At 59.2% G+C, this 26,432-nt stretch carries 25 protein-coding genes; 10 read left to right on the plus strand and 15 right to left on the minus strand.

The genetic code is table 11. The annotated features are described in order from the left end of the window. Nucleotides 1-77 precede the first annotated feature (77 nt). The gene (locus IPK32_17775; GenBank protein ID MBK8093767.1) at nucleotides 78-1,172 is read left to right on the plus strand and encodes a YcaQ family DNA glycosylase; all 1,095 of its coding nucleotides are present in this window, start codon (nucleotides 78-80) and stop codon (nucleotides 1,170-1,172) included. A 155-nt stretch (nucleotides 1,173-1,327) separates the two neighbouring features. On the opposite strand, the gene IPK32_17780 is transcribed toward IPK32_17775, so the two are convergent. Both IPK32_17780 and IPK32_17785 read right to left on the minus strand, forming a co-directional pair. Further along, the gene (locus tag IPK32_17780; protein MBK8093768.1) at nucleotides 1,328-2,200 is read right to left on the minus strand and encodes an ABC transporter ATP-binding protein; all 873 of its coding nucleotides are present in this window, start codon (nucleotides 2,198-2,200) and stop codon (nucleotides 1,328-1,330) included. Beyond that, nucleotides 2,197-3,117, minus strand: coding sequence for an ABC transporter ATP-binding protein (locus IPK32_17785; protein ID MBK8093769.1), 921 nt, complete (start codon nucleotides 3,115-3,117; stop codon nucleotides 2,197-2,199). Before IPK32_17785 ends, IPK32_17780 begins: the two co-directional genes overlap by 4 nt. A 96-nt stretch (nucleotides 3,118-3,213) precedes the next feature. On the opposite strand from IPK32_17785, the gene IPK32_17790 reads away from it, so the two are divergent. Continuing rightward, nucleotides 3,214-3,609 (plus strand): GxxExxY protein, encoded by a 396-nt coding sequence (locus tag IPK32_17790; GenBank protein ID MBK8093770.1) that lies wholly within the window; start codon nucleotides 3,214-3,216, stop codon nucleotides 3,607-3,609. Nucleotides 3,610-3,767: 158 nt separating this feature from the next. Here the strand turns inward: IPK32_17790 and ntrB are convergent, their stop codons facing one another. The 3 genes from ntrB to IPK32_17805 all read right to left on the minus strand — a co-directional run bounded on the left by ntrB (nucleotide 3,768) and on the right by IPK32_17805 (nucleotide 7,097). Then, nucleotides 3,768-4,655 (minus strand): nitrate ABC transporter permease, encoded by an 888-nt coding sequence (ntrB, locus tag IPK32_17795; protein MBK8093771.1) that lies wholly within the window; start codon nucleotides 4,653-4,655, stop codon nucleotides 3,768-3,770. Between the two features lie 70 nt (nucleotides 4,656-4,725). Beyond that, a complete protein-coding gene (locus tag IPK32_17800) occupies nucleotides 4,726-6,000 on the minus strand; it encodes an ABC transporter substrate-binding protein (GenBank protein MBK8093772.1) in 1,275 nt (424 codons plus the stop codon). Next, entirely contained in the window at nucleotides 5,997-7,097 is a 1,101-nt protein-coding gene (locus IPK32_17805; GenBank protein MBK8093773.1) for an ABC transporter substrate-binding protein, read from the minus strand. The genes IPK32_17800 and IPK32_17805 overlap by 4 nt, the downstream gene beginning before the upstream one ends. Nucleotides 7,098-7,189: 92 nt before the next feature. On the opposite strand from IPK32_17805, the gene IPK32_17810 reads away from it, so the two are divergent. Beyond that, nucleotides 7,190-8,104, plus strand: coding sequence for a LysR family transcriptional regulator (locus tag IPK32_17810; protein MBK8093774.1), 915 nt, complete (start codon nucleotides 7,190-7,192; stop codon nucleotides 8,102-8,104). Nucleotides 8,105-8,326: 222 nt separating this feature from the next. Here IPK32_17810 and IPK32_17815 read toward each other — a convergent pair whose 3' ends face one another. Continuing rightward, nucleotides 8,327-8,815 (minus strand): GNAT family N-acetyltransferase, encoded by a 489-nt coding sequence (locus IPK32_17815; protein ID MBK8093775.1) that lies wholly within the window; start codon nucleotides 8,813-8,815, stop codon nucleotides 8,327-8,329. 330 nt (nucleotides 8,816-9,145) lie between these two features. Here IPK32_17815 and IPK32_17820 point away from each other — a divergent pair, with 330 nt between their 5' ends. The 5 genes from IPK32_17820 (at nucleotide 9,146) to IPK32_17840 (ending at nucleotide 15,533) form a co-directional block, all read left to right on the plus strand. Next, a complete protein-coding gene (locus IPK32_17820; GenBank protein MBK8093776.1) occupies nucleotides 9,146-10,237 on the plus strand; it encodes an amidohydrolase family protein in 1,092 nt (363 codons plus the stop codon). Nucleotides 10,238-10,252: 15 nt separating this feature from the next. Continuing rightward, the gene (locus IPK32_17825; protein MBK8093777.1) at nucleotides 10,253-11,293 is read left to right on the plus strand and encodes an IS5 family transposase; all 1,041 of its coding nucleotides are present in this window, start codon (nucleotides 10,253-10,255) and stop codon (nucleotides 11,291-11,293) included. 385 nt (nucleotides 11,294-11,678) lie between these two features. Beyond that, a complete protein-coding gene (locus tag IPK32_17830) occupies nucleotides 11,679-11,825 on the plus strand; it encodes a hypothetical protein (GenBank protein MBK8093778.1) in 147 nt (48 codons plus the stop codon). A 1,356-nt stretch (nucleotides 11,826-13,181) separates the two neighbouring features. Beyond that, complete coding sequence (locus IPK32_17835) at nucleotides 13,182-13,646, plus strand: hypothetical protein (protein ID MBK8093779.1); 465 nt, start codon at nucleotides 13,182-13,184, stop codon at nucleotides 13,644-13,646. Nucleotides 13,647-14,987: 1,341 nt separating this feature from the next. Next, nucleotides 14,988-15,533 carry a hypothetical protein gene (locus tag IPK32_17840; protein MBK8093780.1) on the plus strand — a complete coding sequence of 182 codons (546 nt, stop codon included), beginning with the start codon at nucleotides 14,988-14,990 and terminating at the stop codon, nucleotides 15,531-15,533. A 580-nt stretch (nucleotides 15,534-16,113) separates the two neighbouring features. On the opposite strand, the gene IPK32_17845 is transcribed toward IPK32_17840, so the two are convergent. The 5 genes from IPK32_17845 to IPK32_17865 are packed head-to-tail and all read right to left on the minus strand — an operon-like array spanning nucleotide 16,114 to nucleotide 21,089. Next, nucleotides 16,114-17,595 carry a sigma-54-dependent Fis family transcriptional regulator gene (locus IPK32_17845; GenBank protein ID MBK8093781.1) on the minus strand — a complete coding sequence of 494 codons (1,482 nt, stop codon included), beginning with the start codon at nucleotides 17,593-17,595 and terminating at the stop codon, nucleotides 16,114-16,116. 47 nt (nucleotides 17,596-17,642) lie between these two features. Beyond that, on the minus strand, nucleotides 17,643-19,637 hold the full coding sequence (gene ligA, locus IPK32_17850) for an NAD-dependent DNA ligase LigA (protein ID MBK8093782.1): 1,995 nt from the start codon (nucleotides 19,635-19,637) through the stop codon (nucleotides 17,643-17,645). Nucleotides 19,638-19,660: 23 nt separating this feature from the next. Beyond that, entirely contained in the window at nucleotides 19,661-20,287 is a 627-nt protein-coding gene (locus IPK32_17855; GenBank protein MBK8093783.1) for a DUF1080 domain-containing protein, read from the minus strand. A gap of 31 nt (nucleotides 20,288-20,318) precedes the next feature. Then, nucleotides 20,319-20,699, minus strand: a complete 381-nt coding sequence (locus IPK32_17860; GenBank protein MBK8093784.1) for a RidA family protein — start codon at nucleotides 20,697-20,699, stop codon at nucleotides 20,319-20,321. 33 nt (nucleotides 20,700-20,732) lie between these two features. After that, a complete protein-coding gene (locus IPK32_17865) occupies nucleotides 20,733-21,089 on the minus strand; it encodes a Spx/MgsR family RNA polymerase-binding regulatory protein (protein MBK8093785.1) in 357 nt (118 codons plus the stop codon). A gap of 92 nt (nucleotides 21,090-21,181) precedes the next feature. On the opposite strand from IPK32_17865, the gene IPK32_17870 reads away from it, so the two are divergent. Beyond that, a complete protein-coding gene (locus IPK32_17870; protein MBK8093786.1) occupies nucleotides 21,182-22,585 on the plus strand; it encodes a beta-lactamase family protein in 1,404 nt (467 codons plus the stop codon). Nucleotides 22,586-22,627: 42 nt separating this feature from the next. Continuing rightward, nucleotides 22,628-23,011 (plus strand): DUF1232 domain-containing protein, encoded by a 384-nt coding sequence (locus IPK32_17875; protein ID MBK8093787.1) that lies wholly within the window; start codon nucleotides 22,628-22,630, stop codon nucleotides 23,009-23,011. Here IPK32_17875 and IPK32_17880 read toward each other — a convergent pair. From IPK32_17880 to IPK32_17895, 4 genes are all read right to left on the minus strand, one after another. Next, the gene (locus IPK32_17880; protein ID MBK8093788.1) at nucleotides 22,958-23,767 is read right to left on the minus strand and encodes a histidine phosphatase family protein; all 810 of its coding nucleotides are present in this window, start codon (nucleotides 23,765-23,767) and stop codon (nucleotides 22,958-22,960) included. The genes IPK32_17875 and IPK32_17880 overlap by 54 nt on opposite strands. Nucleotides 23,768-23,795: 28 nt before the next feature. Beyond that, on the minus strand, nucleotides 23,796-25,115 hold the full coding sequence (locus tag IPK32_17885) for a Gfo/Idh/MocA family oxidoreductase (GenBank protein MBK8093789.1): 1,320 nt from the start codon (nucleotides 25,113-25,115) through the stop codon (nucleotides 23,796-23,798). Nucleotides 25,116-25,201: 86 nt separating this feature from the next. Next, the gene (locus IPK32_17890) at nucleotides 25,202-25,636 is read right to left on the minus strand and encodes a hypothetical protein (protein ID MBK8093790.1); all 435 of its coding nucleotides are present in this window, start codon (nucleotides 25,634-25,636) and stop codon (nucleotides 25,202-25,204) included. A 66-nt stretch (nucleotides 25,637-25,702) separates the two neighbouring features. After that, nucleotides 25,703-26,014, minus strand: a complete 312-nt coding sequence (locus tag IPK32_17895) for a hypothetical protein (protein MBK8093791.1) — start codon at nucleotides 26,012-26,014, stop codon at nucleotides 25,703-25,705. Nucleotides 26,015-26,432 lie beyond the last annotated feature (418 nt).

The raw sequence follows: 26,432 nt of genomic DNA on the forward strand, positions 1-26,432 counted from the left end.
ATGAATTCCGTTCATGGATGAAAAACCCGATGATTGAGTGTGCGAGATTTGCTTTTGCGGCTCTCGTTAGCTGATTCATGAAGTCACTCACCCTGACCATCGACACCGCACGCCGTTTTATGCGACAGGCTACCGGACTCGACACCGCATTCGCTGATCTCGCCACTGCGCTCGATCATCTCGGCTTTGTGCAGATCGATCCCATCAACGTTTGCGGTCGCATGCACGATCACATCTTGCGCCATCGCGTGCAGGGTTATGGCGAAGGCGATCTCATGCGTCACCTGCATCGCGCAGGGCCTCGCAGCGCCTTCGAACATCATTTGCCTGACTCCAGCAACCTCGCCGCCCTGCCGCTGGATGCCTGGCCGCACCTGCAACGTGCCATGCAGGCCCGCGCCGTCAGCGAGAGCACTTGGTCAGGTAAATTGACTCCTGCGGAGAAAAAACTCGCTGCCCGCATCCTCGCCCGCATGGCGGATGAAGGACCGCTCAGCTCGCAGGACATCGAAAGCGCCCGAAAAGCCAAAACACATGCCTGGGACAGCACCACGCTCGCGAAAAGCACGCTGCATAAACTCTTCTTCCATGGTCGCGTCCTCATTGCCCGTCGCGATGGCATCCGCCGCTACTACGATCTGCCGGGTAAAGTGCTCCCCACAGCCACTTTGAATGCCTCAACGCCCTCTGCTGCCGAAACCGCCCGCTGGCTCGCTGAACTCAAACTGCGCCAACGCCGCCTCGCCATCCTCAAAAGCAGTGAAGCGCGTGCTTTGAGCGATGAAGTCGTCGCCGTGGCGATCGAGAGCCTGCCGAAGCTCAAACTGCATCTTTTGCGCCGCGATCTCTCACAGCTCGAAAAGGCTCAAAACAGCCTGCTGGGCACTTCAGAGCCGCTTTTGCTCGCCCCGCTCGATCCCATCATCTACGACCGCCGTGTCACCGAGCATCTCTGGGCCTTTGATTATCGCTGGGAAGTCTATGTGCCGCCGCAGAAGCGCCAACGCGGCTACTACGCCCTGCCGTTGCTCCACGGCACCCGCTTCACCGGCCACGCTGATCTCAAAGCCGACCGGGAGGTGGGGGAGCTACAAATCCTGTCTAGCGAAGGCCGCAGTGCTAAAACAGCCGCGAGGAGCCTGGCCTCGTTTTTGGGGCTGAAGTCAGTTTGAGTCGGCCCAGGGCAAATACTTTGTCTCACGCAAAGGCGCAAAGCCGCAAAGTTTCCCAGAGTCTCTGAAATCTTTGCGGCTTTGCGCCTTTGCGTGAGACTTGGATCGGGGGATCGAACCCGTCTGTGACGAGCGCGAACGATTCGACATCCGGTTCACGCTGCAGCAGGCATGCTGTGCGCGGCCATTTCCGCCGCCATGTCAGCGGAGGGCACGAAGGAGGCTTCGCGGCTGGGGCGGATGTGGGATTTGTCGTTGAGGAAGGTGATGAGGTGCTCGCGGAGTTCGTAGTAGCGCGGGTCTTCCATGATCTCTTTGCGGTTGCGAGGGCGCTCGAAGGGGATCTTCAAAATGTCGCCGACCTCGGCTTCGGGGCCGTCGGTCATCATGACGACGCGGTCGGAGAGGAAGATGGCCTCATCGACATCGTGCGTGACCATGAGGGTGGTGATACGATTGCGGCGCCAGAGGTCGAGGAGCACTTCTTGAAGCTCGTAGCGTGTGAGGGAGTCGAGCATGCCGAAAGGCTCGTCGAGTAGGAGCATCTTTGGCTGCAATGCGAAGGCGCGGGCGATGCCGACGCGCTGGCGCATGCCTTGGGAGAGTTCGCCGGGGTGTTTGTGCATGGCATCACCCAATCCGACGATGCTGAGGTAATACTCGGCCATCTGGCGGCGCTCGGCTTTGCTGGCGGTGAAATAGACCTGGTTCACTCCGAGCATGACGTTTTCAAAGGCGGTCATCCACGGCAGCAGGCAAGGTGATTGGAAGACGATGCCGCGATCCGGCCCCGGACCGACGGCTTCTTTGCCGGCGAGGATCATGTTTCCCTTCGAGAGATCGCTCAAACCGGCGACCATCATGAGGACGGTACTTTTACCGCATCCGCTGTGGCCGATGAGCGTGGCGAACTCGCCCTCCTTGAGCTTGAGGTTGAAGTTTTTGACGATGGTGGCTGGACCTTTGGGCGTCTCGTAGGTCTTCCAAAGACGGTCCAGTTCGAGCATGGGGAGCTTGTGCGTGCTCATGCGGCCACCTCCACTTCTTCGCGTTTTTCGGCGGTGCGGCGTTTCGGGCCGCTGCGGTTGAGGAATTGCAGGCTGTTCACGGTGGTGAGGTCTTCAGGCAGAATGTCCGGCAGCGTGAGCTTGAGGCTGGTCTTCGATTTGGTGCGGCCTTTGGCATCGAGCAGCGTGGTGATGAGCTCTGTGCGCAGTTTCTTGAATTTGGGGTCGTGATTGATCGTGCGGCGGTCGCGTGGCCGCTCGAGGTCGATGATCATCGGCTCGCCCAAGGTGGCGGGCGCGGTGGGAAGCAGCGGAATGACTTTATCCGCGACCAAAATGGCTTCATCGGGGTCGTTCGTGATCCAGATGACGGTCGTTTTGTTGTTCATCCAGATGTCGCTGATCTCGTCCTGAAGCTGCGCACGTGTGAGGGCATCGAGAGCGCTCAAAGGCTCGTCCATGAGCAGCACCTTCGGATTCATCGCCAGCGTGCGAGCGACGGAAACACGCTGCCGCATGCCGCCGGAGAGTTCTTTGGGCAGTTTGTGCGCCGCTGGCGTGAGCTTCACCATCGAGATGTATTTGGCGACGTGTGCTTTGCGCTGTTCCGACGTCCATTCTTTGAAAACCTCATCCACCGCGAGCGCGATGTTTTCTTCGACGGTGAGCCACGGAAGCAGTGAGTAGTTCTGGAAGACCAAACCACGGTCCGGGCCGGGTTCCGTGATCTTTTTGTCCTCAATGAGTGCTTCGCCCGTGTCGGGCTTCACCAAGCCGGAGATCAAATTGATGAGCGTGCTCTTTCCGGAGCCAGAATAGCCGACGATGACGACGAACTCGCCTTCTTCGACCGATAGATTGATGTCTTTGAGCACTTCGGTTCGTGAACCGTTGTAACCGAAGCCTTTGGAGGCGTTGTTGATTTGAATGAGAGACATGGCGGCGGCTTTTTTGTCTCACGCAAAGGCGCAAAGGCGCAAAGGTCTGAGGATTTGGGCTTGCGTGGTTTTGGGGTGATTGGATAGACTGGTGGAATGACGGAGAATGAAATCGCCGAGGCTGTGGTGGATGTGGCTTACAAGCTGCACACCGAACTGGGTCCAGGACTGTTGGAATCGGTCTATGAAGTGCTTCTGGAGCACGAACTGGTCAGGAGGGGTTTCCGAGTTCGTCGGCAAGTGCCGGTGCCGATCGAGTGGAATGGCGTGAAGTTCGCCGAAGGCTTCAAAGCGGACCTGATCGTGAATGATACAGTCATTGTGGAGCTGAAGTCGGTCGAATGGCTGATGCCGGTGCACTCGAAGCAGTTGCTGACCTACCTGAGGCTGATGAAGCTGCGCTTGGGGCTGCTGATCAACTTTGGCGAAGAACGTATCAAAGACGGCATCAAACGCGTCGCGAACGGCCTCCCGCAGGAAGAGGTCGATTAATTCTCTTTCTTTGCGCCTTTGCGCCTTTGCGTGAGACTTTTCTGAGTTCCTCCCGATCCAAAACTCACGCAAAGGCACAAAGGCGCAAAGCGGGGAGGCTTTGGGTGATTCTGAGGTTTGAAAGAGATTCATGACTTTGCGACTTTGCGTGAAACTCCTCAGGCTGTCTTGAAGCGGCCTTCGACGACGCTCATCAGGCGGTCGAGGATGTAGCCGATGACGCCGATGGTGAGGATGCAGAGAATGATGTGGGCGTAGCTGTTGGCGTTGTATTGCTGCCAGAGGAAGCCGCCGACGCCGGGACGGCCGGTGAGCATCTCCACAGCGACGATGACGAGCCAGGCGATGCCGAGGCTCAAACGGAAGCCGGTGAACATGTAGGGCAATGTGGCGGGCACGAGCACCTTCCAGAGCGTCTTCCACCTCGAGAGCTTGAGCACCTTGGCGACATTCAGGTAGTCCACCGGCACGGCGCGGACACCGACGGCGGTGTTCATCACGGTGGGCCACATGGCGCAGATGGCGATGGTGAAGAGCGCGGCGGCATCCGAGGCACCGAAGGTGGTGCGTCCATCCGCATCTAACACTTTGACGCCGCTAAAGAGGATCATGCCCAGCGGCAGCCAGGCGAGGGGTGAAACGGGTCGCAGCACCTGGATGATGGGATCAAAGGCCTTCGTGAACTGTTTCGAAAGGCCGAGGAAGAAACCCACGGGCGTGCCAATGATGAGCGCGATGAAATATCCCTGCGCCACGAGAACCAGCGACATCCAGGTGAAACGCAGGATGCCTTGATCGAGTTCGCCGCGCTTCGCGAAAGGTTCGACGATGTAGGGTTTGCTCGCGGTCCAGGTCTCGACGGGCGTGGGCAGATCGGCGGAGAGACCTGCTCGTTTCGTGACTTTGAATTTATCGCCGAAGTCATCGACCTTTTCTGTTACGACGGATTTTCCGGCGATGGCATACCAGAAGACGCAGGTGACGAGAATCGCCAAAAACGGTAGGAAGATGGAGTCGAGTTTGTATTTCTGGATGAGGGGATGCATGGCGGCGGCTTGGTGAGGGAAAGCGGACCGATCCGACAAATCTGACGGATCGGTCCGATGAGGAGGGTGGTTATCCTTTGATGGTTTTGACCGCGAAGGAGGCGGCGTAGGCTTCGAGGTCGGCGGTGGGGTCAAAGGTGACGCCGTCAAAGAGCGTTTCGGCCTTGGTGTCGGCACCGCCGTGGGCGTAGCCGATTTCCTTCATGGCTTCTTCGTAGATGTCGGAGCGCATGACCTGCTTCGCGACGCCTTCATAGTCGGGAGCGCCTTCGACGAAGCCCCAGCGGCGGAGCTGCGTGAGCCACCACTTGGCATACTTCGCCTGTGGGAAATTGCAGTTGCGATCGCTGAAGATCATATAGTTCGGGTCCTTGAACTTGCGGCCATCGCCCATGAGGTATTTACCCTGGAGGCGGCCGAGGATGGTTTCGGGCGGGCAGTTGATGTAGGTGGCGGCGCTGACGATATTGGCCTGCTCTTCGCGATTCTCCATTTTGTCGAGCCACACGCTGGCCTCGTGGAGGGCTTTAAGCACGGCTTTGACGGTCTTCGGATTTTTCGCGGTGAACTCCTCGGTGAAGGCGCAGACTTTTTCAGGATGATCCTTCCAGATTGCCTGCGTGGTGATGGAGGTGAAGCCGATGTCTTCAGCGATGGTTTTGGCGTTCCAAGGTTCTCCGACGCAGAAGCCGTCCATCTTGCCGACCTTCATGTTGGCGACCATTTGCGGAGGCGGCACGGTGATGAGGGAAACATCCGCGCCCGCACCAGCGGCATCGCCCGGATTGATGCCGCCCGCGGCGAGGTAATAACGAATCCACATGGCATGCGTGCCGGGCGGGAAAGTCATGGCGAAGGTCATCGGTGCTCCGGCGGCCTTTGCGGCATCGACGAAGGGTTTCAGTGCCTTCGGATCATCGGCGACCTTACCTTTGAGCGAATTCGCGAGCGTGATGGCCTGGCCGTTGCGGTTCAGGATGAAAGGAGCGACCATCGGCTTCTTCGGCGCACCGCCGAGGCCCATGGTGGAGGCGATTGGCATACCGAGAAGCATGTGAGTGGCCTGGATGTCTCCATTGGTGAGTGAATCACGAATCGCAGCCCAGCTCGCGCCTTTGCTCACGGTGGAGTTGATGCCGTATTTTTTGAAGAGACCTTTCTCGTGCGCCAGAATGATGCTGGAGCAGTCGGTGAGGGCGATGATGCCGAGTTTCACATCCGGCATCTCGGGTGAGTCATCCGCATAAGCGGAGCCGACCCAGCCGGAGGGCAGGCCGGAGAGGAGGGCGCCAAGACCAGCTTGGCGGAGGATGGAGCGACGAGTGAGGGGCGGGGCGTTGTTCATGCGTGGGCGGTTTTGAGTTTTGAGATGCGTTGCTTGGCGGATGCGGCTGGTTTTGGGGAAAGCAGTGAGCTGGTGGTCCAGCAGTGGCTCATGGCCTCGGTGGCCTCGGCGCGTTCACCGGGTGTGATGAGGCCGTGGGTGATGAATTGATCGAGCAACCAGTGCCCACGTTCTGGCGTGGGTTCATTCGCCTCGCGGCGGTAGAAGATGTGGAAGCTGGAGACGTCGAGTGACTCGCCCGTGCCGAGATCGAGTGGGCCGACGAGTGATCGAATCAGCGCCTCAGCGTGCGTGCCGTAATAGCCGGTCTTGGCCAGCAGGCGGGCGACCTCGGTGCGATTTTCCTTCGCGTCGCAAAAGGCACAGGCTTCGCGCAAAGCCGCGATGATGGCCTGAACCTCGCCAGTGTGGTGTTCGATGAAGTTTTCCGTGGTGAGCAGCACTTTTTCAGGATGCCCGGGTGCGAGCTGCTCACTGGTCGCGACGATGAAACCGAGGCCGCGAGCCACCGCGAGGCTGTTCCACGGCTCCCCGACGCAGCAGCCGTCGATGAGTGCGGCCTCGAGATTGCCCACCATCTGGGTGGGGGGCAGTACGACGATGCGAACGTCTCGATCTGGGTCTATACCGCCCGCTGTGAGCCAGGAGCGCAGGAGGAAGTAGTGTGAAGAATAGCGGGAGACTGTGCCAAAGGTGAAACGACGCCCGGCGGAGCTGCGGATGAGCTTTTTCAGGCTCGCGGCATCACGCACCCCTCTTTGAAAAAGGTCACGGCTGAGGGTAATCGCATTTCCATGCAGATTGAAGACGAATGGTGCCACCACCCGGCATGGCGGCGTGCTGAGACCTAGGCGCATGGCCAGCGCCAGACCGGCGATGGCATGGACAGCGTCCAACTGGCCATACAGCAGCTTTTCCCGGATGGTGGCCCAACCGACCTCACAACTTAATTCCACACGAACGCCATGTTTGGCGAACAACTCCAGCTCCCGCGCCACGAGCAGCGGTGCCGCATCGGTGAGCGGCTGAAAACCGATGCGCACCGGTTGGACGACTCCACCGAGAATGGTTTTTGAATGCTGGGCAGTTGGTAACATGCACCACCCACATCAGCAGCCGCAGTGCCAGCGTGCCAAAATCATCCAGAAACAACGCGCAATGTTTTTCACTCGATGTATGAATGGCATTCATGGACCACGCCATCGACTCACGCCAGCTCCGCGCCTTCATCTGCCTCGCCCGTTGCGGTAGCTTTACTCAGGCAGGCCGCGAGCTGCACCTCACGCAGAGCGCCATCAGCCATGCCATCAAGTCGCTCGAAAACGACCTCCGCACACAGCTTTTCCACCGCCAGGGCAAGAGCGTACACCTCACACATGCAGGCCGTGAGCTGCTGCCCCATGCGGAGGCCATCCTACAAAGCATGAGCGCCGCCAGGAGCATCCTCGGCACGCTCGATCAAACTCCCCGTGGCAAACTCCGCATCGGCTGCACCACCGCCGCCGCGCAGTTCATCCTGCCCACCGTCTTCCGCGAATTCAAAGAGAGCTTCCCCCTCTACGAAATCAAAGTCGTCTGCGGCGAGACCCCCGACACGATCGAGAAGCTCGAAAAAAACCAAGTCGATCTCGCCGTGAGCCTCAAACCTGCCGAGACAGCCAAACTGAGCTGCCACGCCATTTTTGATGATGAACTCGAGTTACTCGTCTCGCCATTGCATCCCTGGGCTCAAAAAGCACCGAAGCTCAAAGACGCTGCGAATGAGACCTTCATCGTCGCGAGCCGCAACAGCATGAACTTCTCACTCGTGCAGGATTATTTCATGAAGCAGGGCGTGCGGCTGATGAACTTCATCGAGCTCGGCAGCTCAGAGGCGACCAAGGAACTCGCCAAACTGGGCATTGGCGTCGCCATTGCCGCACGTTGGATCGCCAAGAATGAAATTGCTGCTGGGCAGCTCGTGCCGCTACCCCTTCCCAAAGGCAAACTGAGGCGTCGCTGGGTCGTCTCCACACTCAAAGGTCGCCCGCTGAACCTCCCGGAACGCACCTTCATCGGCCTCAGTGAGGAAGTTGGGAGAAGGATGGTGGATCCGATGCCGTAGGTGCGCTAGCTCCACCGGAAAATGAGCTGCTTTTCAATGATCAAAGTGCAAGTGCCCAAACTGGAACTCGGGGGCTCCAGGCACCTCGCCAATCCACAGTCGTTAGATCGACAATCGTCAATCGAGCGTTTCCCGCTCGTCCGCCAGCCGTGAGCATCAGTGATGAACGATTGATGGACCATCGATTGTGAGTTGCGGATGGTTGCCCGTGCTCTTCACGGATCACGCACCCAAGTGCCGCGCCATATCCTCCCGCGTCATGCGGTAGAGGAACCATTCGCTCATCCGCCTCGCACCCAGGCGCTGCTCATACACACGCTGCGCATTCACGTTCCAATCCAGCGCCGTCCACTCCATCCGGCCACAGCCTCGCTCATAGGCCAGACTCGCCGCCTTTTTCAGCAAAGCCCCGCCCACCCCAGCGCCGCGATGCTCCGGCAGCACAAACACATCCTCGATGTACAGTGTCGGAAGCGCCAGAAAGCTCGAATACGTTTCCACCAAGATCAGATAACCACACGGCACCTCCGCCCCGTCCACAAACGCCAACCACACCTCCATCCGTGGTCTTTCACTCAAAGCATCCTCCACCAGCCGCTCCTGCGCCGCCGCATCCGGCGGCACCAGCTTCTCAAACTCCGCCAAGGCGATGACGAGCTGGCAAAATGACGCCGCATGCTCGCGGGTGAGGGGCTGGAGGGAGATGGGCATGGCCCGCACATAGCCAGCATCGCCTCCAGCTCAATGCCACGGCCAATCAACCATGGACAAAATGGCAGAATCTCGGGTAAAATGCACACCATGCACCTCCTACGGCCACTTCTTCTACTGATCTGCCTCGCTGGTGGCCAAGTCGTGGCGCAGGAGTTCCAAACACGCGTTTACCATATTCCGCCAGATTTTCCCGTACCTTTCTTTGATGGGGAAATCTATGACCCTTTCACTCGTGAGCTTCCGCCTTTTCCAACCAAGGATGATTCGCAGCAGGTGCTTGAAGCAGCTGGAGTCCGTTTCCCGTCTGGATCCAGTTGTTGGTTTGATGTGATCACCGAACTGCTCACCGTTCACAACACGCGTGAGAATCTCGACCTCGTGGACAAGCATGTAGGCGTACTCATCAAGCCTCATCCACGCACGCTTCGCTGGCATTTGAGCATCGTTGAGGCACCCGTCGGCAGTATTTTGCCCAATACAGACGCCGCCGCACAGCTCTCTGCGCTGCGCAAAGCCTCTGCGCAGGCGGGCTCTGGCCTGCGCTGGCTCGCGGAAGCGTTGGTGGAGGGTAAAGGCGGCACGCGTGTGACTCATGAAGCCATCACGGAGCACGCCATCCTCACTCCGCCCCGCGCTGACAAAAAAAAGGGCGGCCATTTGGTCAGTGTGGACACGCAGCACCACGGCACCCGGCTCGAAATCGAGGGCACTGTTTCCTCGGATGGTAAAATCGTCGAAGCAGACCTCGCCGCTCAGGAAAAAGCCATTGTAGGTTTCTGTGGGCATCTGGAACCCGATGCAGACTTTTCCAAGCATTTGAAGCGGTTTGCAGCCAATCCCATCTTTCGCGGAGTGCGCTGGAGTGGCATGGCATTGAGTGATCCCTCCAAAGCGCAAGCCATACAAGCCAGTGCGCATTTGTTGGCCGATCATGGACTCCAACTCGATGTGAATGGCCCAGCGACCTCCTTGCCAGCGCTCGCAAAACTAGCGAAGGAAGTCCCCGCTCTGCGTATCGTTATCGACCATCTCGGAGCTCCTGGTGATCCGGCGTCATTGCGACCCGAGTGGAAGCCCGGCATCCTCAGCGTCGCCAAGCTCCCAAATGTTTTCATGAAGGTATCTGCACTCGTCGAGCAAGTGAAGTGTCCAGAAGGCCAGGCACCGCGTGATGCGAGCTATTACCTGCCAGTCTTGGACCACCTGTGGGAGAGCTTTGGTCCTGATCGGCTCATTTACGGGAGCAATTGGCCCGTAAGTGACAAGGGCGGGAGCTACGATGTCGTTTTCGGGATCGTGCGTGAATACTTCGGCAGCAAAGGAAGTGAAGCCTGCGAAAAATACTTTTGGAAGAACTCTCAAGGGCACCTCTGGAAACCTCCTTTCCCCAGGCAATTCATTGATCGAGAGCAACCATAGGCCATAAAAGGGGCCATGAAGCGCTACCGCAAGACAGAACGAGGCGGCGGACTGTTCTCCGCCATTGAACATGAGCAGGCCGTCGCCGCCAAAACCCTCGGCATCCTCAAGCTGCGCGACGTTATCTCTTGGGAAAGTTTCCGCCCGCTGCTCGAAGATCTCACTGGCTACGCCACCCGCGACTGGACCAAGGGCGGCAAGCCCCCGTTCGACCCCGTGCTGATGTTCAAAGTCCTTGTGCTACAGAAGTTCCACGGCCTCAGCGACGACGCCACCGAGGAGCAAATCTTTGACCGCACCAGTTTTAAAGCCTTCCTCGGCCTGCGCATCGGCGACGACATCCCTGACGCCAAAACCATCTGGGACTTTAAGCAACGCATTGAGGCAGATGGACGAGAAGGCAGTCGCAAACTCTTCGACACCTTCGGCCAGATGCTCGAAAGCAAAGGCATCGTCGCGCGAGAAGGCAGCATCGTGGACGCCAGCTTCACGGAAGCCCCACGCCAGCGCAACAGCCGCGAGGCGAACCAGCGCATCAAGCAGGGCGAACGCCCCGAAGAGTTCGACGAGAACCCCGCCGTGGGCCGCCAGAAAGACAGCGAAGCACGCTGGACGAAGAAGAACAACGAGTCGCACTACGGCTGGAAGAACCATGTGAAGGCCGACTTGAAAACCAAGATCATCATCAACTCCACCACCACGCCCGCCAGTGTCCACGACAGCCAAGTGTTTGAAGGACTGCTTGATGACAAAGATCAGGCCGTGCTCGCCGACTCGGCCTATCACAGCGCGGAGCACGAGGCGTATCTCATCAAGCTCAACGCGCAGGAGTTCCTGATGCGCAAAGCCACACGAGGTCACCCGCTGAGCGAAGCTGAAATGCAGACCAACCACACGATCAGCCGGATGCGTGTGAGGGTAGAGCACATCTTCGCGCGAATGACGCAGATGGGAGCCGATCTGTGTCGGAGCATTGGATTGAAACGAGCCACACAGCACAACCACCTCAGCAATCTGGTCTACAACATGGACCGCTATGCCTGTTTGGTTCGCTAAAGCACCCGTAAAGGGTGCTGAAAGTCAGAAAAGGCACCTGCACAGCCTCCAAAGAGCCGAATCCCAGCGCCACAAAGCGAAACAAGCCCACTGCAAAGCAAGACAGGAAGGTCGAACAATCGTTTTTTTCGCTCCCAAAAACGGACTTCAAAAAAACACCCCCTATCCAGAGGTGCCCTCAAGCTGCTTACCGCTGGGTGGAAAGGCGGGTGTAAGCTCTGACCGAATCGGACGTGCCTCCAGGAGTGCTTGAGCGCCATTACCGTAGGCGCTGGGATATCGAAAAAGAGCTTATTAATCCGGCATGAAGACAGAACATCAAATCGGCCTGTTCTCCCTGCGCGGGAGGTGCGCTATCAGTGTGCCGGATTAATAGATGCACAGTGTGTACCAGCCCATCAGCCTCGGCCCCACCATCGACGGCAAGCGCATCATCCGCAGCGGCCTCAAAGCTGGAGAAAAAATCATCATCAACGGCCAAGCCCGCCTCCCCCAGCCCGGCATGCCCGTCGCCCCCACCGCAGAGCAATGACCCTACCCTCCAGGTGTAACAATTGGCCTGGTTACTTTTTGCAAAATAAAACACAAAGTTCTTGGTTCTTCGTGCTTGGTTCTTTTCGCCCTCCAATCACCCCAAAACCGGGCCTGGCGCCTGTGAATAGCTGTTTTGGTGAACAGTGAGCGCCGGTCAGCTTCCACCACCTCGACACCCAGGTCGCCCGGCACCTCCGCCGCAGTCCATGTCACTCCCCGCACCCACTTCCCGGATGAACCGAGAAAACCGGCCCCGCCTCTGCACTCCTTTGAGAACTGGTCTAGATCTCCCGCCACCTTGATTGGTGATTCTTGGCAACAGAATGAAGACAACAGCCCACCCCTGAGGCATCAGCCGAGTCCGCGCACGCAGCGCATGAGGACCGTGCAGCCGAGAAGAGCTGCCCGCACTGCGGCAGCACACGCCTGAGCCTGGTGGATATCTACCACAAGTCGCAGCATATCCCCGCATCGCTGCTGCCCAAGCCGGTGCTGGAGGACAGCAGTTGATCCTATTAGCGATGAAGCCGTCGAAGCCATCCCTCCACCCCAGCCATGCGGCCGTGCAGACCCGCATCGAAAGTCCACATCCGCACACCCAGGCCGTGAATCAGAGAGAAGCCGAACGGCGTGAAATAACAACGGGCGCGAGCCGCGCCGCTTCCTTCGCCATGGCTTTTGCTCCCCCGAAAGCACAGCACCTCAAATCACGATACCAACCAAGGCCGAACAAAACGGATGACAGTAACGGCTCGTATAGCTATCTGTCGTGTCAGCAACGTCTTGCGCTCGTCGTCGCCTGATCCGAGACGTTGGCCACACGAGCACGCCATGAGTATTCCAGCCCTCAAACGCCTCACGGTTGCGCTCGGGGTTTTCTGCGCCGTCTTGTTTGTCGGTAGCGGCTTTCTGTTTTGGAGCTACGGATGGTCGCATGTTCAGGCGGCTTTCGCCGACGAGCAGACGCACATCTTCGATGAGATGCGGACGCGGGCACTTCAGTCCACCGCGCCACCCGACATCGCAGGCTCGCTGAAGTATGTCGTCTTTACTATCCGTCTGGCAGCAAGCAGCAGGCGGGTTCACGGCTCGACCGAGTGGTTGAGCGTCATCGCACGGCGGTTGTGCGCGACATCGTCGCGCACCTTCGCCGCACTACCGGCCAGGATTTGGGCGAGAGTCCAGAGCCTTGGATTCAGAAGTATGCACAGAGATAGACAGACCGTGTGGCCTTACCATGCACTGCTGCGAACGGCCTCTCCGCCGTCCGTTCGAGCGTCGCGGGAGTTCGTGAGCGCACCGTGCGCTCCACCCGCCCCGCCGAGGCCGTCGCCTGATCCGAGTCGTTAGGCGCATGAGCACGCTCGCCCACAAAGTACAGTTCTTCAGCGCCAAGTGCCAGGCGTGTGGTCATGGGTTTTCCATGCCCCTGCTGAGCGATTTCAGCTATGGGGAGTTCATCTTTCACGGCGAGCGCCAGTGCGTTTTTGGTTTTCTCTCGGCACAGGACGAGCCAGCGTGGGAGGATATTGAGGTGCGACTGCGAAGATCCGCACTCCTCGGCGACCGTCCTACACGACCGCAGATCGAGCGCTTGCACAGAGTCATTGCAGTCGCCGCGGATTCTATCGCCGGCCAGCGACTTGTCTCTTTCCCGGTTTGTCCTTCGTGTGGTGCGCGTTCAGTTGCTTACGGCGATTCCGATCCACAGGGCATTCACGAGATTCCGCAGGTTAGTTTTCAGCAGTATCAGTCGCTTTCCGACTCCGAGCGGTCACGGAGAGTCGAGCAGTTGTGGAGGGAGAGCAAATGCCCCTGAAGTGGAACCCAGCTTTGCCGCGATGAGCGGCGTCAACTCGGCGAAGCCAAAGCGCAGAGGCTGCGCAGCAGTAGAACCCCGGCTCTAGCTCCAGTGTGGCCTTATGCGCTGGGTGTTGCGCTGGTGGTCGCCGATTGGCTCTTGCTCTTGATCACCAATCTCTCAGCCTCTCCTCGGGTGATCTGGGGTGCAGCAGGGAGGGGGGAGGCGCGGCTTTGCGCCGGGAGTCGCTCCAACGGGCCTGTTTCCGTGCAGGTATCATCCGTTCGGCGATCTGCATGGGCTGTTGGCAACAGAGGCACTTGAGAACCGGCCTGGGCATGCAACGTGAGGCCCCGCCAAATCTTAGGTAGTCCTCATTGGAGTGTTCTAAGTGCCCGATCCGGGCCCTTGAGCAAAGGGCCAAAGGGCAGCGCCAACTCCCCTGGAAAGCACCTCGCTCCCGAACTCGGATTTGCCAAATCCGACCTCGGAAACGCCAAATCCGACCTCGGAATTCGTAAATCCGACCCCGGAATCGGCAAATCCGACCCCGGAATCGGCAAATCCGACCTCGGAAACGCTAAATCCGACCTCGGAATCGGCAAATCCGACCTCGGAACCGGTAAATCCGCCCCCGGATTGCCCACCATCCGACCCCGGATTGCCCGGTACCCGATCCCGGATTGCCCGGTACCCTACCCCGGATTGCCCGGTATCCTACCCCGGATTGCCCGGTACCCGACCCCGGATAGGCCGGTACCCGACCCCGGATTGCCCGGTATCCGACCCCGGGTTTCTCAAATCCGACCTCGAAACTGCCCTTTTCGCCCTCCAATCACCCCAAAACCGGGCTTGGAGCCTGTGAATAGCTGTTTTGGCGAACAGTAGGAGCCGATCAGCTTCCACCACCTCGGCACCCAGGTCGCCCGGCACCTCCGCCTCGGCCATATGGACTGCCGCAGCCTGCTGCCGCCGGAGTCTCCCCAGATGGACGATGAATACGGACCGTTGGCACCCATTGAGAAAGGGCTTCAGCACAGCATCCCCCATCCCATGCCCGACGGCCAGCAGGCTGGCCTCCCGAAAGCGGCAGCGGGCTGCCGCAGTCCATGTCACTACCCGCATCCACTTCCCGGATGAACCGAGCAATCGAACCGTTCGTCTGGCTGCTTAATCCCAAGACTTGACCTCTGGCGGCTTTTTCGATACAACCCGTTCATTCCTTAGAATCTTTTCTTGAACGGCCCACTTTCACCTCGCTTCACCCCTGTTATTCCACCAAAAACTGTGGGCGAATCTGATTCGCCCACAATCAAGTGTGGCTAAACAACGTTCGCCCAACAATAGCGCCACTCGCCCATGAGCAAAAATACACTTCATCCTCATTGGACACATCGCTTCTCGATTCCAGCACCCGTTTGGTGGATTATCGTTTTGTTTGCCATCGTTATTGATGTTTTCGTCGCCATCGGAGGCATTCAGGTATTCAGAGATCACTTGTCGCTGATACTTGCATTAGGACAGGACAAGAGACCATACGGTCCTTTAGGCACTCCTGAGTTGATCATTCTCTACTGGGTGACTTTCATTCTCGGGACCATCTTTTTTATACTCATCTGCCGCCGCCGCGCCAAGAACGCATACACGAACCCGACCAGATATGCCTTGTGGACAACCATTCACTTCATCGCGCTTTCCATAGTCGCGCTTCGCACAGCTTCTAAAGCGTTGGAGCTTCCGAAGCTCGCTTCACACTCGGCAGGTTTGACGAGCCTTGTCATCGACACCAGTCAGTCTTACGACAGACTGACAGCGCACCTTGTTGCAGCATCACTGATGTTGTTAGTTTGGCTTGCCACGATTGTGCTTACTCCTTGGAAGAGCATCGTCAATCCATCTAACTAAAGAATCCCCATCCGCGAACCAAGAGGGCGAACAAAACGGATGCAGGCCTCATGGGCAGTTGGAGTTGGCAAGAGTGAGGTTTTAACGATTTGCGGTCTTTTTTCACATGACTGGTGAGACGGTTAAAAGTGGGCGGGGTGCATTAAAATCTGTCCAGACGGTGTCACTGCGGTCTCTGCCGGTGGCCCGCCTTGCGGTTGGAACCTTGGCATTCCATGGTCTCATCTGGTCGCGACTTGGGCGCCGGGGCGCTTGGCCCAGGACCCTGTCGGACCCTTGTGTCGATACGACGATGCAGTGACCAGACGGCGGCGACGACCAATGTAAACGGGCGAGCGAGCGGCGTTGCAGGACTTCTGTTCTCCATCTGATGTGTTCAGCGTGACGGGGTTGTTGTCGTCTTTGCCTCGTTGACTGCGCTTTTCGGGTGCTTGGATGGTGCGAGGTGCGTGGGCGTGGACTTCCGCGAGCGCGGTGTGGAGTGCTTGGACGTGGTGGTGTTGTCCTGGCCGTTACCCTCCTCGGGTGAACTGGAGCGGCATGGAGGGTGGGCGATGATCTGCGTGGGCTGGCGAGGCGCTTATTCGGCCGCCACGGTGGCTGGTTCTGGTTTCAGCAGGCGTTTGCGGTGCATGCGGACCATGTTCATTTCCTTGAGCTTGCGCTGGAGGGTGCGGCGGCTCATGCCGAGGAGCTCGGCGGCGAGGGTGCGGTTGTTGCCGCTGCGCTGGAGGGCTTCGAGGATGAGCTGGTGCTCGGCGACGTGGACGTCGAGGTCGCTTTTGCTGGGGCTGGACGGCTCCAGGGCAGATGGGGAGGAAGTGTTTGGACTTTTGCTGCTGATGCTGCTGCTGATGGGGGCCCGTAGGCCGCTGCTGGGGTGCCGGGGATTGAGCAGGTAGCTGGGCAGGTGCTTGAGCATGACTTTGCTGCTGTTGCTCATGACGACGCCGTGCTCGATGGCGGATCGCAGCTCACGGATGTTGCCGGGCCAGTCGTAGTTCATCATGGCGGGCAGGGCATCTTCGCCGAGGGGCTTGTAGGTCTTGCCGTTGGCTTTGGCGAGCTCTTTGAGGAAGTGGTCGGAGAGGACGCTGATGTCGCTTTTGCGGTCGCGGAGGGGCGGGAGCTGGATGGTGACGACGCGGAGCCGCCAGTAGAGGTCTTCGCGGAATTTGCCTTCTTCGACCATTTTGGCGAGGTCGCGGTTGGTGGCGGCGACGACGCGGACATTGATGCTGATGGGTTTGCTGCTGCCGACGCGCTCGATGGTCTGCTCGCCGAGGGCACGGAGGAGTTTGACCTGGGTGCTGGCGTCGATTTCGCCGATTTCATCGAGGAAGAGGGTGCCGCCATTGGCTTGCTCGAAGCGGCCGATGCGCCGCTCTTGGGCTCCGGTGAAGGCTCCTTTTTCATGGCCGAAGAGCTCGCTTTCGAGGATCTGCGGGGAGAGTGCGGCGCAGTGGACGGCGACGATGTTGGCTTTGGGGCGGCCGCTGAGGTTGTGGATGGCTCTGGCGACGAGTTCTTTGCCGGTGCCGCTTTCGCCTTCGATGAGCACGGTGGCGCGGGAGGGGGCGACTTGCTGGATGGTGTCGAGGATGGGCTTCATGACCTCGGCCTGGCCGAGGATGCCTTCGATGGAGAATTTCCGCTCGACCTGCTGTTTGAGGGCGACGTTTTCGTGCTCGAGGGTGTGGCTGCGGAGGGCTCTTTTGACGAGGAGTTCCACTTCATCGAGGTTGAGCGGCTTGGTGACGAAGTGGTAGGCTCCGCGGCGCATGGCCTCCACGGCGGTGTCCACGCTGCCGTAGGCTGTCATCATGATGCAGACGGGCGGACGCGGTAGGGCGAGGGCGGCATCGAGGAGCTTCATGCCATCATCGGCCCCGAGGCGCAGATCGGTGAGCATGACGTCGATTTTGTCGTTGTGCAGGTATTCGAGTGCCTCGGCGGCATTCGAGGCGACGTAGCAGTCGAATTCATCCTCCAGCGAGAGGCGCAGGCCGTCGCGGGTGTGCTTTTCATCATCAACGATGAGGACAGTGGCTTGATCGAGCATGCTCTAGTGATGAGCGGTTCGCTGCGGGATGCAAATTGTTGTCTTCCTCAGCCGATCATGCTGCGGAAGTCGGCTTCGGTGATGATTTTGACGCCGAGTTTGGTGGCTTTGTCTAGCTTGCTGCCGGCTTCTTCGCCTGCGAGGAGGTAGGTGGTCTTGCCGCTGACGCTGCCGCTGACTTTGCCGCCGTGGCTGCGGATGGTGTCGGCGATGGTTTCACGCTCCTGGCTCAAGGTGCCGGTGATGACCCAGGTGGTGCCGGCGAGGCGGTCGCTGGCGGCTTGGACGGCTTTTTGGGTGAAATTCAGCCCGGCGTCGCGTAGGCGCTGGAGGAGGGAAAGATTGTCTGGATCACGGAACCAGGCGTGGAGGCTGACGGCGACGACTTCGCCGATGTCGGGGCAGCTTTGCAGCTCCTGGATGCTGGCGGCGGCGATGGCATCCAGGCCGCCGAAGTGCTCGATGAGCTTCCGTGCACCACCTGCGCCGACGTGGAGGATGCCGAGGCCAAAGATGAGCCGCCAGGGGTCCTGCTGCTTGCTGGTGGCGATGGCTTTGAGGTAGTTGTCGATGCTCTTGGTGCCGACGCGTTCGAGCCGGGCGAGGAGGAGCTCGTTGAGGTCGTAGAGGGAGGCGACATCGGTGACGAGCTTCAAATCGACGAGCTGGGCGACGACGCTCTCGCCGAGGCCGCTGATGTCCATGGCGCCACGGCTGACGAAGTGCTCGATGCGGCGCTTCAGCACTTCGGGGCACTTGGCGTTCGGGCAGCGGATGACGACGAGTTCGGCGTCTTTGACGACGGCGGAGCCACAAATCGGACAATGGCTGGGAGTGGCGATGTGGGCCTCTGAGCCGTCGCGGCGGTCTTTTTTGACAGAAACGACGGCGGGGATGATTTCGCCTGCTTTTTCGATGATGACGAAGTCGCCGACGCGGATGTCTTTGCGCTCGATTTCTTCAAAGTTATGCAGCGTGGCATTGCTGACGGTGCTGCCGCTGACAAAGACGGGCTCTAGCCGTGCTACGGGGGTCAATGCGCCGGTGCGGCCGACTTGGATATCGACGCTGAGGAGCTTGGTCTCGGCCTGCTCGGGCTGATATTTGTAGGCGATGGCCCAGCGCGGTGCTTTGCTGGTGACGCCGAGTTCACGCTGGTCGCTGAAGGCGTTTACTTTGATGACGGCACCATCGGTCTCGTAGGGGAGGGATTTGCGCTGCTCATCGAGCTGCTGGATGGCGTGGAGGATGCCCTCGGCGCTATCGGCATGCCAGAGGAGGCTGCTTTTCGGCAAGCCGGCACGGGTGAGTAGATCGCGGACATCGTTCTGGGAATCGACGGGTAGGCCACCGGCATCGGCGAGGCCGTAGAAGACGATGTCGAGGGGGCGCTTGGCGACGATTTTCGGATCGAGAAGCTTCAGCGTGCCTGCGGTGGAGTTGCGCGGATTGGCGAAGAGGCTCTCACCGGCTTCTTCACGCTCCTGGTTGAGTTTGGCGAAGCCCGCCTTCGGCATGAAGACCTCTCCGCGCACCTCAAAGGTCTGCGGGCCACCAGGGGGCAGGCGCAGGGGCAGGGTGCGGATGGTTTTGAGGTTGTTCGTCACGTCATCACCAGTGCTGCCATCGCCACGGGTGACGCCGTGTTTGAGGATGCCGTTTTCATAGCGCACGCTGATGGCGACGCCGTCCACCTTCGGCTCGATGACGCAGTCGATCTTTTCACGGGCGAGCCCTTTCTGCACACGGGCGAAGAAGTCGGTGAGCTCCTGGGCGGAGTAGGTGTTGTCCAGGCTCATCATGCGCACGGCATGGGCGATCTGGGTGAAGCCCTCCAGCGGGGCACCGCCGACTCTCAGCGTGGGGGAATCCGGTGTCTGGAGGTCTGGAAAGGCCGCCTCGATGTCCTGAAGCTCACGCAGCAGTGTGTCGAACTCCTTGTCACTGATCTCTGGCCGCGCCTCGATGTAGTAGAGGCGATTATGGCGATGGAGCTCGGTGCTGAGGAGTGCGGCGCGGGCGGCGGCTTCGGTGTGGGACATGGTGGACGTGCGTGGGGCGCGGACTACTTGAGTTCCTGGATGCGCAGGTTGCGGAATTTGTAGGTCTGTCCTTTTTCACCGTGGTGCTGGATGGCGATGACGCCTGCGGCATCCACGCTGTCTTGCACATCGGTGGTGAGCACACCGTTGACGAAGATCTTCAGGCTGCTGCCACGGCACTCGATGCGGTAGGTGTTCCAGTCATTGCGCTTGAAGGCATCACCAGCGCGGGCACGGAAGGCGGCTTCGCTTTCTTTGTTTCCTTTGATGGGGCTGATGAACCACATGCGGCGGCCTTCGTCGTAGAGTCCGCCGGACCATTTGCGATTGGCGTCGCCATCGACTTCTGCCTGGTAGCCGAAGACTTTGTTCTTCTCCACATGGGCGCGGAACATGAAGCCGCTGTTGGCTTGGCCTTCGGGCAGGAGGATGTCGCCTTCGAAGATGAAGTCGCCGTAGGTCTTTTCGGTGATGAGGAAGAATTTCTTCTCGGCGGTGAGATGGATTTCACCATTCACGATTTCGGTTTTGCCCCACTCGTAGGGGTTCTTCCAGCCGGTTAGTGTCTTGCCATCAAAGAGCGGCGTGAATTCCTGCGCGGTGGCGCTGAGGGTGAGTGCGAGGAGGAGGGAGCTGAGGAGTTTTTTCATGACGTGATGCTGGTGAGAGATTGGGTGCGAGTTAGCGGAGTGAGGCGATGACTTCGATCTCGATGAGAGCACCGAGTGGCAGTGCGGCGACGGCGATGGTGGAGCGTGCCGGTTTGTGCGTGCCAAAGGCCTCTGCGTAGAGCGGATTGACCTTCGGGAAATCGGCCATGCTGGTGAGGAAGACGGTGGCCTTCACGACATGCTGCATGCTGCGGCCCTGGGAGGCGAGCATGGCGGCGATGTTGCTCAGGACTTGGCGTGTCTGGCCTTCGATGTCGGTGGCGTCGATCTTGCCGGTGGCGGGATCGATGGGGATCTGGCCGGAGCAGAAGAGAAAATCGCCCTGCTTGACGGCTTGAGAGTAGGGGCCCACTGCGGAGGGCACGTTCGCGGCGTTGTTGATGAGTTCCATGCGCAGGCGAAATGGCGCGGAGCGGGGAGCTTGTCAAACCAGCGCGGCAGCCCATTCATCGGCCTTGAAACCAGTGAGGTGGATGTCTGCCTCCGCGTCGATGGCGAAGGGCCGCTTCACGAGATTGCCATTTTCGGAGAGCAGGCGCAGGGCATCGGCTGGGCTCATGGCGGGCAGTTTGTCTTTGAGCCCGAGAGCGCGGTAATCCAGCCCGGAGGTATTAAAGAGGGCACGCAGACTGCCGCGTGCGGTGAGCATGGCTTTCAGCTCGGTGAGCGTGGGTGGTGTCTCGCGGATGGCGTGGACGGTGTGCGGGATTTTCTGCTCTTTGAGCCAGCGCAGGGCATCGCGGCAGGTGGAGCAGCCTTGGTAGGCATAGACTTGGAGCATGGTGCAGTCTTTGAAGCATGGACACGCTGCGGCTGCAAATCCGTGCTTGTGAAAAGCGCCGCTCATGGCGTAGAAACGGAGCAACACCTGCCATGAAACTCGTCCCTCGCTCCCTCGCCGCACTCGTTTTGCTCGCCTCCAGTCTCTCTGCACGCGAAAAGGTCGTGGAAATGATCCGCCCGGCCATCCCTGTCGGTGCTCCAGAGGCCGCAAAAACGGCTCCAGAAGCCAAAAAGGCCGATTTGAAGCCCGCAGCGGCCAAACCTGCGCCAGAGCCGAAAAAAGCCGCTGAGGCCCCGAAAGCGCCTGAAGCCGCCAAAGCCCCTGCGAAGGCCGAAATGAAGAAATTGACGCCTGCGCTGCCGGTGGCGGCGTCTGTGGCCGATGCGATGCAGCATTTTGTCAAAGAGGGCACGCTCTCGGGTGCGGTGACGCTGGTGGCGCAACGCGGTAAGGTGCTGAGTTTTGAAGCGACGGGTCTAGCAGACATCGCGAGCAAGCGCCCGATGGAGAAGGACTCGCTGTTTTGGATCGCGAGCATGACGAAGCCGATCACGGCACTGGGCGTGATGATGCTCCAGGAAGAGGGAAAACTGAGCATCCATGATCCCGTGGAGAAACATCTGCCGGAATTCAAAAACCAACTGCTGGTGCAGGAAAAGAGTGCCGGGAAGACGGTGCTGGTGAAGCCCACACGGCCTATCACGATCAAAGACCTGCTCACGCACACGAGCGGGCTGGTGGGGAACTCGCCGCTGGATGGCGATGCGCTGGATGTGCTGACTTTGAAAGAAGCAGTGATCACCTATGCGCTGAGTCCGCTCCAGTTCGAGCCCGGTAGCAAGTGGAGCTACTGCAACCCCGGCATCAATACGCTGGGCCGCATCATCGAAGTGGTCAGCGGCATGGATTACGCACGCTTCATGGAGAAGCGCATTCTCGGCCCCGTGGGCATGCAGAACACCACTTTTTGGCCGCAGAAGAGCAAGCTGGAAAATCTTGCGACCTCCTACAAACCCGCAGCGGATGGCAAGGGGCTGGAGCCAGTGGGGATTCGCTATCTGACGCCGCCTTTCTCCAGCAAAAAACGCACGCCGCTGGCTGCGGGCGGTCTTTTCTCCACGGCGGAGGATTTGCTGAAGCTCTATCAGATGCTGCTGGATGGTGGCGTGGCGAAAAAGAAGCGCCTCATCAGTGAGGAGAGCCTGAAGCTCATGACCACAGCGCAGATCGGCGATCTGAAGGCTGGTTTTGCCGAGGGGATGAGCATGGGGCTGGGCTTTCAGCTGGTGGCGCAGCCTGCGGGACCGACCGCCGCTCTGAGTGCGGGCACCTATGGCCACGGCGGTGCTCATGGCACGCAGGGATGGATCGATCCGGTGACGGGTGCGATCCACATCCTGCTCATCCAGCGCAGTGGTCTTCAGCCGAACGGCGATTCCTCAGCGGTGCGAGCGGCCTTCCACGCGGCTGCGGCAGGCCTTTTGGCCAAGTGAAGCGCCAATTTGTGAAGCGAGACCATTTTTAGAATCCACATCATGAACACGACACCTCCTGGTCAGCACGATCTGAGCATCGAAAAAGTCACGGAACGCTCGAAGGACATCGAGAGCAAGCTGCCACGGCTGAAGCAGTTCTTTGAGATCGCGAAGGTGATGCTGGCGCTGGTGAAGGATTACTGGGCGGGCACTTACCGCGAGGTGCCGTATTGGGCCATCGGTGCCATCGCGATCGCATTGCTCTATGTGCTCAATCCGGCCGATCTCTTCCCCGACATCGTGCCTGGGCTGGGGTATCTGGATGATGCCGCGATCCTGGCTTTTTGCCTGAAGCTGGTGGAGCAGGACGTGGAGCGCTACAAGCAGTGGCTAGCAGCGAAAACGAAGGCGAAGGGCGGCGATGGGAAAGTCATCGACGTGTGAAGGCTCAGCGAGTGGTGTTGGCTTATTCATCGCCATCGCCAAAGGCTTCTTCAGCGTGGCTGTCCCCATATTCACCACCATCGAAATCAGAGTCGTCGATGGGCTCGATGGGCGGCTGAAAATTGAGTAGCTCGATTTCGACGGCGTGTTTTTTCTCTGGCTGGAGCTCGACGACGGAGATGCTGCCATCTCGATATTGAAGTGTGCCATTTTCGGCAAGGGCATGCGCAGCAGCAGGGCGAGGATGACGCGAATGATGCCGCCGTGACAAAAAATGGCGACTCGCTGATGCGGATGACCATCAAGAATCTGCTGGAGATAGGTGCCGACACGGGTGGCGATCTCGGAGGAGCTCTCTCCACCGGGGATGCCGGAGTCTTCGATGATCTCTAGCCAATCAAAGGCACTGACGCCGAAGGTGGACTGCACCTCATCCCAGCGGTGCCCCGTCCAGTCGCCGAAGTCGATCTCACGCAGACCGTCGAAATAGACTGGCGGCATTTCTTTGGCCTCGGAGGTGGGGGCGAGGGTCTGCCGCACGCGGAGCATGGGGCTGGAGTAGATGGCATCGAGCGGGGTGTCTGCGAGCCACTGGTTTACAGCCTCAGCCTGACGCAGCCCGAGCGGGGAGAGCGCCATGTCGATGCGGGAGCCACCGAAGACCTTGTGATACCGCTCTTCGACTTCGCCGTGGCGGATGAGATAGAGCTGAGTGGGATGGTCCGGTAGATGGAGCTTCATGGCGGGCGCTTTCATGCCGGAAAGGCCCGCTTCTGCAAGCATCTTAGACGAACTTCGTCTCACCTGGGCGGGGCTGAGGGCCGGGATCGAAGGTGTCGCCGAACTTTAGTGTGTCGGGGGCGAGGTCCTGCTGCGACTTCATAATGGAGGGGGCTGCGTCGTCCCAGTTGATGCGTTGGCCAGTGTAGGCAGCCTCACGGCCCATGATGGCGACGATGGTGGAGTGCATCATGCGGTCGCCATCATTGATGACCTCACCTTTGCGGATGGCGCTAAAGAGGGCCTCGTGCTCAAGGTCGTACATGTTTTTCTCCTCGCCACGCCAGCGCCAGCGTTTTTCGCCTTCGATGAAGGGTGCTGCGCCTTTGCCGATGACGAGGCGGCCTTTGGTGCCCTGGATGTAGTCGATGACTTCATTGTGGCAGCCAGTGATCTGGCGATTCGTGAGGTGGCAAATGATGCCGCCATCCCATTCGTAGGCGCAGTGGAAGTGATCGAAGATGTTTCCGCCCTCGGAGGGCCGCTGCCGACCACCGGTGGCGATGACGCTGACGGGGGGCTTGTCCTTCATGGCCCAGCAGATTTTATCGAGGCTGTGGACGGCCTGCTCGACGATGCTGTCGCCACTGAGCCAGGAAAAGTTGTACCAGTTGCGCATTTGCCACTCGACGTCGCCCATCCCTGCGGGGCGGCCACTGGCTGGCGGCATCGGTTTGACCGGGCCTGCATAATAGGTGGCGAGGATGCCGGTGATGTCACCGATCTGGCCATCATGGAGGCGCTTGTAAGCCTCGATACGGCTGGTGGCGTAGCGCCAGCAGAAGCCCGCGACGAGATTGAGCTTCTTTTGCTTGGCCTTTTCGACTGCGGCTTGGGCCACGCGGTAGCCGGCGGCATCGACGGCCATGGGTTTTTCACAAAAGATGTGTTTACCGGCCTCGACAGCCGCCGCGAGGTGCATGGGGCGGAATCCCGGTGGGCTAGCGAGGAGGACGACATCCACACCGCTGGCGAGGAGCTTCTGGTAGGCGTCGATCCCGGTGAATTTCTTGTCCGGCTGCACATCGACGCGGTCGGGGAACTGCTGGGAGAGGCTTTTGATGCTGTTTTCGATCTGAGTGTCGAAGGCATCCGCCATGGCGACGAGTTTGCCATTGTACTCGGCTTTCAAGGCCTGGGCAGCCGCTCCAGTGCCGCGCCCGCCGCAGCCGATGAGGCCGATGCGCAGCGTCTCCATCGAATCCGCCTTTTGCTGGGCTTTGAGCGTGCCCGCGGCAGTGAGGATCACTGGTGCAGCGAGGGCTCCGCTGCTGGTGTGGATAAAATGACGACGGGTAGGCTGAGGAGGAGTGATGTCAGGCATGTTGAGACGAGGGGGCTGGGAGAAGTTCGGCCCTCGGCACAGCTTCCTTTCATCGAGAGCTGATTCTTTGGCGAAGAAGGCCAAGATCAGAGCAGCGCACGGTCCGCAGCAGAGAGTGTCTGAGTGGCGGCATCGCCCAGTTCGTCCTCGGTGGGGTTTAAAACGGCTTCGATGAGTAGCTGGGTGACCTCCAGAAAGGTCGTCGCCGCACTGCGGATGAAGTCCACCTCTGCTGCATGCGTGTGGAGCACCAGCAGGGAGGTATCCCCACTGAAGAGGGCTAGGGCAAAGACACCTTCATAAGCGAACCAGAAGCTCTCAATGCCGCGATCACCACCACTGGCGAAATGCCCGCGTGCATCGAGCAACGTCTGGAGGGCACGCTCGGCACGAAAATCCTCATATGGCAGCAGATTGAGCAATGTTTGCCTGCGCCAACCGAGGAGGAGGCCGTTTACATGACCAGCATGCTTGAGGCGCTCCATAGCGGAGCGGAGGGATGGAGTGATGACGGCGGCCATGTGGAAGAAGGGAAGTGTGAGGTCTTAAAAAGGAAGGAAATGCAGGGTAGGGCAGCTCAGACGCACTCAAGGCGCGGCTTCATTGACCCGTGTGAGGAGCTCGTAGAGGGGTCTTTTTTCACCGATCAGTGCCCCAGCTCCAGGATCGAGCGATCCGGTCCCCCCATCAAAGTAGGCGAAGTTCATGGTGAAATCCTGCTCCTGAAGGGTGCCCATCCAGGGCTCTCCAAGGCCGAGCGAGTCGCCCAACTTTGCCCCAAAGTGCTTTAGCCCCTGAAAATCTGCCGCAAAGGCATCCACCAGCCCCTGGGCGGCGGAGCTGGAAACAAGACCATCACGCAAGGTGAATAAGGCGAGTGATTGAGTGGGGCTTTCCATAAGGGTGGGGGGATTGAGAGTGTCTTGGATGGTCGCGGGCTTTGTTCGTCTCAAAAATCGTCTCGAATGGCAACACAAATTCCGACCAAGGCCGAAAAACTGTTGTTTGTACTCGCGGCGTGCATGGGGAATGCTTTTTCGCAATGTCTCCCTTTGTAAAATGCGGGTTCTTAACAACTTGTTCACAGTTCAGTTGAGACTTCTCATTTTTGATTTGCAGTGCCTGAGTTCGGAAGCTGAAGCGTTGTTGGTGCGTTTGAATCACCTCACGTATTTTGATGGGGTAAAATGCGTGGAACCTCGAAAAATAGACCGAGGAACGATGCTTGTGTTACAAAATTGTCGCGTCTTTGGCAACCTAGATATATCGGCTTCAATTGGTATAAATAATAATATAACGATGAAATTGAAACAGCTT

This window comes from Verrucomicrobiaceae bacterium, from assembly GCA_016713035.1.
Taxonomy (GTDB): domain Bacteria; phylum Verrucomicrobiota; class Verrucomicrobiia; order Verrucomicrobiales; family Verrucomicrobiaceae; genus Prosthecobacter.

Bases quoted from the DNA above. Each gene is read 5' to 3' on its own strand.
- IPK32_17865 (MBK8093785.1), bottom strand. From the start codon at position 21,089: ATGCTCCAAGTCTATGCCTACCAAGGCTGCTCCACCTGCCGCGATGCC.
- ntrB (MBK8093771.1), bottom strand. From the start codon at position 4,655: ATGCATCCCCTCATCCAGAAATACAAACTCGACTCCATCTTCCTACCG.
- IPK32_17775 (MBK8093767.1), top strand. From the start codon at position 78: ATGAAGTCACTCACCCTGACCATCGACACCGCACGCCGTTTTATGCGA.
- IPK32_17855 (MBK8093783.1), bottom strand. From the start codon at position 20,287: ATGAAAAAACTCCTCAGCTCCCTCCTCCTCGCACTCACCCTCAGCGCC.
- IPK32_17815 (MBK8093775.1), bottom strand. From the start codon at position 8,815: ATGCCCATCTCCCTCCAGCCCCTCACCCGCGAGCATGCGGCGTCATTT.
- IPK32_17780 (MBK8093768.1), bottom strand. From the start codon at position 2,200: ATGAGCACGCACAAGCTCCCCATGCTCGAACTGGACCGTCTTTGGAAG.
- IPK32_17785 (MBK8093769.1), bottom strand. From the start codon at position 3,117: ATGTCTCTCATTCAAATCAACAACGCCTCCAAAGGCTTCGGTTACAAC.
- IPK32_17895 (MBK8093791.1), bottom strand. From the start codon at position 26,014: ATGGAAAGCCCCACTCAATCACTCGCCTTATTCACCTTGCGTGATGGT.
- IPK32_17870 (MBK8093786.1), top strand. From the start codon at position 21,182: ATGAAACTCGTCCCTCGCTCCCTCGCCGCACTCGTTTTGCTCGCCTCC.
- IPK32_17885 (MBK8093789.1), bottom strand. From the start codon at position 25,115: ATGCCTGACATCACTCCTCCTCAGCCTACCCGTCGTCATTTTATCCAC.
- ligA (MBK8093782.1), bottom strand. From the start codon at position 19,637: ATGTCCCACACCGAAGCCGCCGCCCGCGCCGCACTCCTCAGCACCGAG.
- IPK32_17790 (MBK8093770.1), top strand. From the start codon at position 3,214: ATGACGGAGAATGAAATCGCCGAGGCTGTGGTGGATGTGGCTTACAAG.
- IPK32_17800 (MBK8093772.1), bottom strand. From the start codon at position 6,000: ATGAACAACGCCCCGCCCCTCACTCGTCGCTCCATCCTCCGCCAAGCT.
- IPK32_17880 (MBK8093788.1), bottom strand. From the start codon at position 23,767: ATGAAAGCGCCCGCCATGAAGCTCCATCTACCGGACCATCCCACTCAG.
- IPK32_17860 (MBK8093784.1), bottom strand. From the start codon at position 20,699: ATGGAACTCATCAACAACGCCGCGAACGTGCCCTCCGCAGTGGGCCCC.
- IPK32_17805 (MBK8093773.1), bottom strand. From the start codon at position 7,097: ATGTTACCAACTGCCCAGCATTCAAAAACCATTCTCGGTGGAGTCGTC.
- IPK32_17875 (MBK8093787.1), top strand. From the start codon at position 22,628: ATGAACACGACACCTCCTGGTCAGCACGATCTGAGCATCGAAAAAGTC.
- IPK32_17890 (MBK8093790.1), bottom strand. From the start codon at position 25,636: ATGGCCGCCGTCATCACTCCATCCCTCCGCTCCGCTATGGAGCGCCTC.
- IPK32_17845 (MBK8093781.1), bottom strand. From the start codon at position 17,595: ATGCTCGATCAAGCCACTGTCCTCATCGTTGATGATGAAAAGCACACC.
- IPK32_17835 (MBK8093779.1), top strand. From the start codon at position 13,182: ATGAGCACGCTCGCCCACAAAGTACAGTTCTTCAGCGCCAAGTGCCAG.
- IPK32_17825 (MBK8093777.1), top strand. From the start codon at position 10,253: ATGAAGCGCTACCGCAAGACAGAACGAGGCGGCGGACTGTTCTCCGCC.
- IPK32_17810 (MBK8093774.1), top strand. From the start codon at position 7,190: ATGGACCACGCCATCGACTCACGCCAGCTCCGCGCCTTCATCTGCCTC.
- IPK32_17840 (MBK8093780.1), top strand. From the start codon at position 14,988: ATGAGCAAAAATACACTTCATCCTCATTGGACACATCGCTTCTCGATT.